At 74.1% G+C, this 8,478-nt stretch carries 8 protein-coding genes; 7 read left to right on the top strand and 1 reads right to left on the bottom strand.

The features are described from left to right. The first annotated feature begins 32 nt into the window (after nucleotides 1-32). From hypF to VGI02_RS07715, 7 genes are all read left to right on the top strand, one after another. Nucleotides 33-2,309: a carbamoyltransferase HypF gene (gene hypF, locus VGI02_RS07685; protein ID WP_331626713.1), complete on the top strand. Its 2,277-nt coding sequence runs from the start codon at nucleotides 33-35 to the stop codon at nucleotides 2,307-2,309. Continuing rightward, entirely contained in the window at nucleotides 2,306-2,932 is a 627-nt protein-coding gene (locus VGI02_RS07690) for an SIS domain-containing protein (protein ID WP_331626706.1), read from the top strand. The genes hypF and VGI02_RS07690 overlap by 4 nt, the downstream gene beginning before the upstream one ends. Next, on the top strand, nucleotides 2,929-3,612 hold the full coding sequence (locus VGI02_RS07695) for a D-sedoheptulose-7-phosphate isomerase (protein WP_331626708.1): 684 nt from the start codon (nucleotides 2,929-2,931) through the stop codon (nucleotides 3,610-3,612). Before VGI02_RS07690 ends, VGI02_RS07695 begins: the two co-directional genes overlap by 4 nt. Then, nucleotides 3,609-3,908 carry a hypothetical protein gene (locus VGI02_RS07700; protein ID WP_331626709.1) on the top strand — a complete coding sequence of 100 codons (300 nt, stop codon included), beginning with the start codon at nucleotides 3,609-3,611 and terminating at the stop codon, nucleotides 3,906-3,908. The genes VGI02_RS07695 and VGI02_RS07700 overlap by 4 nt, the downstream gene beginning before the upstream one ends. Nucleotides 3,909-3,975: 67 nt before the next feature. Further along, complete coding sequence (locus VGI02_RS07705) at nucleotides 3,976-5,883, top strand: DUF222 domain-containing protein (RefSeq protein WP_331626710.1); 1,908 nt, start codon at nucleotides 3,976-3,978, stop codon at nucleotides 5,881-5,883. A gap of 31 nt (nucleotides 5,884-5,914) precedes the next feature. Continuing rightward, entirely contained in the window at nucleotides 5,915-6,760 is an 846-nt protein-coding gene (locus tag VGI02_RS07710) for an SDR family NAD(P)-dependent oxidoreductase (protein ID WP_331626711.1), read from the top strand. 177 nt (nucleotides 6,761-6,937) lie between these two features. After that, nucleotides 6,938-7,207 (top strand): hypothetical protein, encoded by a 270-nt coding sequence (locus VGI02_RS07715; RefSeq protein ID WP_331626712.1) that lies wholly within the window; start codon nucleotides 6,938-6,940, stop codon nucleotides 7,205-7,207. Between the two features lie 75 nt (nucleotides 7,208-7,282). Here VGI02_RS07715 and hypE read toward each other — a convergent pair whose 3' ends face one another. Continuing rightward, a complete protein-coding gene (hypE, locus tag VGI02_RS07720) occupies nucleotides 7,283-8,356 on the bottom strand; it encodes a hydrogenase expression/formation protein HypE (protein WP_331626714.1) in 1,074 nt (357 codons plus the stop codon). Nucleotides 8,357-8,478: the final 122 nt, after the last annotated feature.

The following is an 8,478-nucleotide window of genomic DNA, read 5'->3' on the forward strand; positions in this document are numbered from 1 at the left end:
CCGGCTCCCGTCGTGCCGCCGCGGCCCGGGTCGTGACGACCGTCGACCGCTGCCGACTGCGGGTGCAGGTCTCCGGGATCGTGCAGGGGGTCGGGTTCCGGCCCTTCGTGCACGCGCTCGCCACCGCCCACGGGCTCGGCGGGTTCGTCGGCAACGACGACACCGGCGTCGTCGCCGAGGTCGAGGGCCGGGTCGAGGGCATCGACGCGTTCCTCGACGCCCTGCGACGCCGCCCGCCCGCCCTCGCCGTCGTCGAGTCCGTCACGACGGCGGCGCTGGCCCCGCGGGGGGAGCGCGCGTTCGTCATCGGCGCGAGCGCCGTGACCTGGCACCGCGAGGCGCTCGTCTCCGCCGACACCGCCACCTGCGAGGACTGCCTCGCCGAGATGGCCGACCCGGCCGACCGCCGGTACCGCTACCCGTTCGTCAACTGCACGCACTGCGGCCCGCGGTTCACGATCGTCCGCGACGTCCCCTACGACCGGGCGACCACGACGATGGCCGGCTTCGCGATGTGCGCCGCGTGCGCCGTCGAGTACCACGACCCCGCCGACCGGCGCTTCCACGCGCAGCCGACCTGCTGCCCCGCCTGCGGACCGACACTGCGGCTCCGCGGTCCCGACGACCTGGGGGGCGACGCGGCACTGCGGGGAGCCGCCGCGCTGCTCGGCGGGGGCGCCGTGCTCGCGGTCAAGGGCCTCGGGGGCTACCACCTCGCGGCCCGGGCCGACGACGAGTCCGCCGTCGCCCGGCTGCGGGCGGGCAAGCACCGCGAGGAGAAGGCGTTCGCGGTGATGGTCGGTGACGTGGCCGCCGCCGGCGTGCTCGTGGTCGTCGACGACGCTGCCGCGGGTGTGCTCGCGTCGCGGCGCCGCCCGATCACGCTGCTGCGACGGCGTCCCGAGGCCCGCGTCGCGCGGTCCGTCGCACCCGGCAACCGCGACCTCGGCGTCATGCTCCCCTACACCCCGCTGCACCACCTGCTCGCCGCCGAGCTCGGGGTGCCGTTCGTACTGACGAGCGGCAACCTCTCCGACGAGCCGATCGCGGTCGACGACGACGACGCCCTGGCCCGGCTGGGGCCGCTCGCGGACGGCTTCCTCACCCACGACCGCCCGATCCACGTGCGCACCGAGGACTCGGTGGTCCGCATGCACCGCGGCGCCGAGCTGCCGGTGCGGCGCGCGCGGGGATACGCGCCGGAGCCGGTGCCGCTCGGGTTCGCCGCCCCCCGGCCGGTCCTCGGCCTGGGTGCCGAGGTGAAGAGCACGGTCTGCCTCGTCCGCGGCAGGCGGGCCTTCCTCTCGCCGCACCTGGGCGACCTCACCAACCCCGAGGCGCTGCGCTCGTTCCGGCACATGACCGGCCACCTCGCGCGGCTCTTCGCCGTCGAGCCCGCCGTCCTCGCGCACGACCTCCACCCCGAGTACCTCTCGACGAAGGAGGCCCTCGCGCGGGCCGACGAGGACGACGGCGTCGAGCTCGTCGGCGTGCAGCACCACCACGCGCACGTCGCGTCGTGCCTGGCCGAGCACGGCCGGACCCCCGACGACGGGCCCGTGCTCGGCGTCGCGTTCGACGGCACCGGGCTCGGCACCGACGGCACGATCTGGGGCGGCGAGCTGCTGCTGGCCGACCTCGCGGGGTTCGAGCGGGTCGGGCACCTGGCGTGCGTGCCGTTGCCGGGCGGGCCCGCGGCGATCCGCGAACCGTGGCGGATGGTTGCCGCGCACCTGCCCGACGAGCCCGGCCTCGCCGTCCGCGAGCGGCACGCGGAGCGCTGGGACGCGGTCGTCTCCCTGGCCCGTCGCGGGACGGGCTCACCGCCCACGTCCAGCGTCGGGCGGTTGTTCGACGCCGTCGCCGCGCTGCTCGGCGTCCGCGACACCGTGACCTACGAGGGCCAGGCGGCGATCGAGCTCGAGCAGCGGGTCGACGTCTCGGAGGTCGGCGGCTACCCGATGGGCCTGACCGATGGCGTGCTGTCCGGCACCGATCTGGTGCGGGCCGCCGCCGAGGATCTGCGTGCGGGGGTCGACGTCGGGCGGATCGCGGCACGGTTCCACCGCGGGCTCGCGGACGCGACCGTGCTGGCGGTGGTCGCGGCCGCGGGCGAGCGCGGGGTCGGGACGGCCGCGCTCTCCGGCGGGGTGTTCGTCAACGAGGTGCTCCTCGAGCGGGTCCGCACCGGGCTCGAGGGCGCCGGACTGGAGGTGCTCGTGCCGAGTCGGGTGCCGTGCAACGACGGCGGGATCAGCCTGGGCCAGGTCGCGGTGGCCGCGGCGCGCGACGTGCGGATGGCGTCATGACCGGGCCGGTCGACCCCACCGTCGACGCCACCGTCGTCGTCGCCGCCTTCGATCGCCGTCGTGCGGCGACGGCCGCGCTCGCGGACGACGCGGAGGTGGTCGCGGCGGCCTGCCGGGCGATGGCCGGGCGGTTCCACGCGGGCGGGCGGCTGTTGACGTTCGGCAACGGCGCCGCGGCGGCCGACGCCGCCCATCTCGCCGTCGAGTTCGTGCACCCGGTGATCGTCGGGAAGCGGGCCCTGCCCGCGGTGTCCCTGGTCAACGACCCGGCGACGCTCACGGCGGCGCTCGCGGCCCGCGGTCCCGGCGAGACGTTCGCCGCGCCGCTGCGCTCCCTGGCCGCTCCCGGTGACATCGCCCTGGGCCTCTCGCCCGACGGGAACTGCGCCAACGTCGCGCACGCGCTGGGCGTCGCGCACGCGCGGGGCCTGCTGACGGTGGCACTGGCCGGGGGCGACGGCGGCCTGCTCGCCGGATCGCCGGACATCGACCACCTCGTCGTCGCGCAGACGTCGGATCCCGCGGTGGTGAAGGAGATCCACGTGACGATCTATCACGTCCTCTGGGAACTGGTGCACGTCTTCCTGGAGAACCAGGACTCGCTGCCGGGGAGCGCGGCATGAGCGGGCTCGAGTCGCTCTACCCGTTCCTCTACCCCTCGCCCGGGGACTCCCCGGGCGAGGGTGCGGCGGCCCGGGATGCGGCGGCCGAGCGGGTGCTCGCCGAGGTCGCCTCGTCGACGCGGGCCAAGGTCGCCGAGATCGACCGGCTGCGGCTCCAGGTGGCGCGCGAGCAGGCCGAGCAGATCGCGGCGTGCGCGGGGGCCATGGTCGCCGCGTTCGCCGCGGGCGGGCGGCTCTTCACGTTCGGCAACGGCGGGAGCAGCACTGACGCGCAGGCGGTCGCGGCGTGGTTCATGACGCCGGACCGCTCCGGCGCCGGACTACCCGCGCTCGCGCTGACCGCCGACGTCGCGGTGCTGACGGCGCTGTCCAACGACGTGTCGTTCGACGTCGTCTTCGCCCGCCAGATCGCCGCGTCGGGGCGGGCGGGTGACATCGCTTTCGGGCTGTCGACCAGCGGCGGGTCGTCGAACGTACTGGCCGGGCTCGCGGCGGCCCGACGGATCGGGATGGTCACCGTCGGGCTGGCAGGCGGCGACGGCGGACGGATGGCCGAGCCGGGCACCGTCGATCACCTGTTCGTCATGCCGTCGTCCTCGGTGCACCGCATCCAGGAGGCGCAGACGACCGTCTACCAGGTGCTCGGCGAGCTGGTCCGGGAGACGTTGCGGAGCTCATGAATCCGGACGATGCGTTCGAATCGGTGGCGCGTGACGCCCTCGGCGTGGCCGGGGTGACGCGCCGGATGATGTTCGGCCGCGACACCCTCCTCGCCGACGGGCAGCCGTTCGCGTTCCGGCAGGGTGACCGGGTGGCGCTGAAGCTGCCGTCCGCGGCCGAGGTCGTGGCCTCCGGGGAGGGCACGCTGCCGAGGATGGGGAAGCGGGTCATGCGGCAGTGGGTCGCGGTGCCGCTCGTGGTCTCCCCGGAGCTGACGGAGCGGGTCGACGCGGCGCGGCGGTTCGTGGATCGCTGAATCGGAGTAGTCGGGGGTCGGCTGGATCCAGGCGTGACTGTCGGATCCTCGAACTAGTGTTCGAGTCATGACAGCGACCATGCCCCAGGCGTGCGGAGTGGGCGAGGTGCTCGACCTCGACGTCGACCCGGACTCACTGCCGGGCGAGCTGGCGCATGCCGGGATGGTCGCGGCGTTCCGGGCGGTCAACCACGCCGGCTGGCAGCGCTACCGATGGCTGCTCTCGGCCTGCCGGTCCGGGGCGGGCACCACCACACGGCGGGTCGATGATCCCCGCGCCCCGCAGGCTGCTGCCGCCGCGTTCGGCTGGTCCAGCGCGATGGCCTCGGCGCGCTACGACTTCGCTCACCAGATCCTCGAACGCCTCCCCGCGCTCGGGGAGGCCATGCGCCAGGGCCGGCTGGACGAGCCCAGGGCCGCGATCCTGGTCTCCACGCTGCGCGATCTCGACGACGAGCAGGCCCGGCTGGTCGTGTCCCGGGTGCTGGGCAGGGCGCCCGAGCTGCCCCACGGTGCTCTGGCCACGCTGACCGAGAAGACCGCCGCGTCGGTCGACGAAGACTGGGCCGAGGCCCGCAGGAGGGCCGCCGAGGCCCGCGCCCGGGTCGTCGCGCGCATCGGTCCCTCGGGTGCCGCCGAGATCTCGGGACTCGACCTGCCGGTCGACCCCGCCCTCGAAGCTCACGGCCACGTCGTCGCGCTGGCCGACGCCGTGCACGCCGCCGCGCGGGCCAGGGGACGCGATCTCCCGCTCGGCGTCGTCCAGTCCCATGTGTTCGTCCGGTTGCTCCAGCACGACCTGCTCGGCGCCGCCGACGCTACCGTCGTCGAGACGCTCACCGACGAGCTCGCCCCCGAGCCGCCGGACAGCCCCGATGTCGGCCCCGATGACGCCGACGGACCGCGTGACGGCGGGCCGGAAGGCCCAGACGGTCCGCGTGGCGGCCCCGACAACGCCACTCGTGGCGAAGACCCGCGCGACCTCGATCCCGAGGATCAGCCGGATGTCGGCTCTCACAGCGCCGTCGCCGATGACCCCCACACGTGCATGACCGGAGCCCTGCCGTTCCGGAGCGGTGTCGCGGTCCGACTCGCGCTCACCACCCTGCTCGGGCGGGATCGCCGGCCCGGCGAGATCCCCGGATGGGGCTCGGCAACCGGTGACACGGCCTGCCGGCTCGCTCGCCGGCGCCCGGACGCGTCGTGGCGGGTGCACCTCTACGACGCCGCCGGGCAGTTCGTCGACGTGCTGATGGTCCATCCGACGACAGATCGGGGTGGGGCGACGGGGCGCCACCGTCGCCAGGTCGTCGAGGTCACCGCTACCGCCGGGCTGCTCGATTCCCTCGATGCCGCCGCACACCTCGGGACCGACGCCGTCCTGATCCGGCAGGCACAGGCCGCCCTGGCCGAGCTGCGTGCCCGATCCCCCGAGGACGATCCGGAGGTCAGCACCGCGGATGCTCGCCGCAGGCTCCCGAGAGCCAGGCTCGACCGCTATGTCCGCGGCCGGGACCGGTGCTGTCGCTTCCCCGGCTGCACCCGGTCGGCGATCTCGGCCGACCTCGACCACACCCTCGACTGGCTCTACGGAGGACTCACCGTCGGAGGCAATCTCGGCGCGCTGTGCCGTTACCACCACCGGCTCAAGCACGACGCCGACAGCGGCTGGAGCCTGACCCAACCCCATCCGGGTCGGTTCGAGTGGATCAGCCCCCAGGGCGCCCGACATACGGTCGAGCCCGAGACGGAGCTCGAGCTCCCGGAACCGCTCGCGCCGGCCGGTGGTGGGTTCAGCGTGCCCGCCGACGCCCTCGTCCCGTTCTCGCGCGCCGCCGAGCCCTGGGCGCCGCGACGCAACCGCGCCGGCCACCTCACCGACGCCGCTCGCGCCACCGCGGAGGACGTCGCGCGGCGTCTCCGGATCGTGGAGGGCATGCGCCCGACCCGGTACGACACCGACCCGGATTTCTAGGCTGGGCCGAACGCCCCCGGGAGGAACCCGCATGACCACCACCATCGCGATCACCGGCGCCACCGACGGCCTCGGCCGGTCCCTCGCCCTGCGTCTCGCCGCCGACGCCGACATCCGGCTCGTCCTGCACGGGCGCGACCCGGCGAAGCTCGAGCAGGTCGCCGGCGAGGTCACCGCGGCCGGTGGCCCGAGCCCGGTCACCGCGATCGCCGACCTGTCCGACCTCGCCCAGGTGGCCCGGCTGGGCGACACCATCGCGGGCGGCGTCGACACGCTGGACGTCCTCGTGAACAACGCGGGCATCGGATCCGGCGAGCCCGACGGACGCGAGCGCCGCACCAGCCACGACGGCCTGGAACTGCGCTTCGCGGTGAACTACCTGGCGACCTTCGTGCTCACCGAGACCCTGCTCCCGCTGTTGCGCGCCTCCGCGACCGAGGACCACGCCGCGCGCGTCGTCCACGTCGCGTCGCTCGGCCAGCACCCGCTGGACCTCGACGACCTCATGCTCGAGCGCGGGTACTCGGGCACCCGGGCCTACGCCCAGAGCAAGCTCGCGCAGGTCATGCACTGCTTCGACCTCGCGGAGCGGTTCGGAGCCCACGAGCTGACGGCCACGTCCCTGCACCCCGGCACCTACATGCCGACCAAGATCGTCACCTCCGAGATCGGCCGCACCGTCGACACGCTCAGCTCGGGAGTCGACGCGACCCGCCGCCTCGCCCTCGACCCCGCGCTCGCCCACACGACCGGGGAGTTCTTCGACCGGTTCCGCCCGGCCCGCGCGAACGACCAGGCGTACGACCAGCACGTCCGGGCCGCCCTGCGGTCCCGCAGCCTCGATCTCGCGGACGGCCATCTCGCGACGACGGCCTGACGACTCTGTCCGGAGATCGGGCACATTCGCCGCGAAACGGTATCTCGTTGATCTCAGCGAATGAGCGAGAGCGACACCGCCATTCGTGTGCTTACTCCGACGATCACCCGCAATTGTGGGACGGTGAGTCACCAAGGACGCGTGAAACGGGTCCTAATGATCCATGGAGGAGCACCCATGTATGCAGTGGTCGTCACTGCCCGCATTGATCCAGCCCGCGCCCAGGAGGCCACGAACGATCTCGCCACGATCGTCGTGCCGGGGGCGAAGGCGGCTCCGGGCTTCGTCAGGGGCACCTGGTGCGGAGGAGAAGGATCGGGACACGCCATGATCCTGTTCGATACGCAGGAACACGCCGAGAAGATGGCTGCGATGCACACGCCTCCACCGGAATCGGCCGCCCAGATCGAAAGCATCGGGACCTACGAAGTACGAGCCGAGGCCTGAGGCACGAGATGGTGTGGGACGAGCTGAGCTTCCTGCGCCAGCTCGGCCTGGCGCCGCCGGGCTAGATGTCCTGGGTCAGCAGATCCGCGGCAGCGGGTCCCCGACGAGCAGGTCGACGATCCGCGTGCCGCCGAAGGCCGTGCGCAGCAGGACGAGGCCGGGTGGGTCGTCGGCCACCCGCCCGATGACGGCGGCCTCGGCACCGGCCGGGTCCGCCCGCATCGCGGCCAGCACGTCGTCGACGCGGTCCGCCGCGACCACGGCCACCAGCCGGCCCTCGCACGCCACGTACAGCGGGTCGATCCCCAGCAGCTCGGAGGCGCCGGTGACCTCGGTGCGCACCGGGACGGCGGCCTCGTCGACGACGACCGCGGCCCCCGACGCCTTGGCGACCTCGTTGAGGATCGTCGCGACCCCGCCGCGCGTGGCGTCGCGCATGACGCGCACACCGTCGCCGCCCGCGTCGAGGATGCCCGCGCACAGGGCGTGCAGCGGCGCGGTGTCGGAGACCAGGTCGGACTCCACGTCGAGGTCGCCGCGGGCGAGCATGACGGTCACCCCGTGGTCGCCGATCGGGCCGGAGACGATCACCACATCGCCGGGCCGGGCGGCGCAGGCGTCGAGCGTGACGGGCCGGTCGAGCAGCCCGACGCCCGCCGTCGTGATGAAGCAGCCGTCGGCCTTGCCGCGCTGCACGACCTTGGTGTCGCCGGTCACGATCTGCACGCCCGCCGCGGCGGCGGCCGCAGCCATGGTGTCGACGATCCGGCGCAGGTCGTCGACGGGAAAGCCCTCCTCGAGGATGAAGCCCGCCGAGAGATGCAGCGGGCGGGCGCCGGAGACCGCGAGGTCGTTGACGGTGCCGTTCACCGCGAGGTCCCCGATGTTGCCGCCGGGGAAGAACAGCGGCGAGACCACGTAGGAGTCGGTGGTGAACGCGAGCCGCGCCGACCCGACGCCGACCGCGGCCGCGTCGCCGAGCCGCTCGAGCTCCGGGTTGCGGAACGCCTCGAGGAACACCGCTTCGATCAGCGTGCCCGTCGCCTTCCCGCCGGCCCCGTGCGCCAGCGTGATCCGCTCCTCGCGGACCCGCGGACGGCGCCGTCGGGCCCGCTCGATCCGCTCCAGCACCTGCTCCTCGGTACGCAGGTGCTCGGAGCCGGCGTGCGCGGCGACCGCCTCCTCGGCCCAGGACGCCTGCTCGGTGCCGGCGCCGGTGCCAGTGCCGGTCCCTGTCCCTGTCCCTGTCCCTGTCCCTGTCCCCGTTTCCG

The sequence above is a fragment of the Actinomycetospora sp. genome (assembly GCF_036497245.1).
Lineage (GTDB): Bacteria > Actinomycetota > Actinomycetes > Mycobacteriales > Pseudonocardiaceae > Actinomycetospora.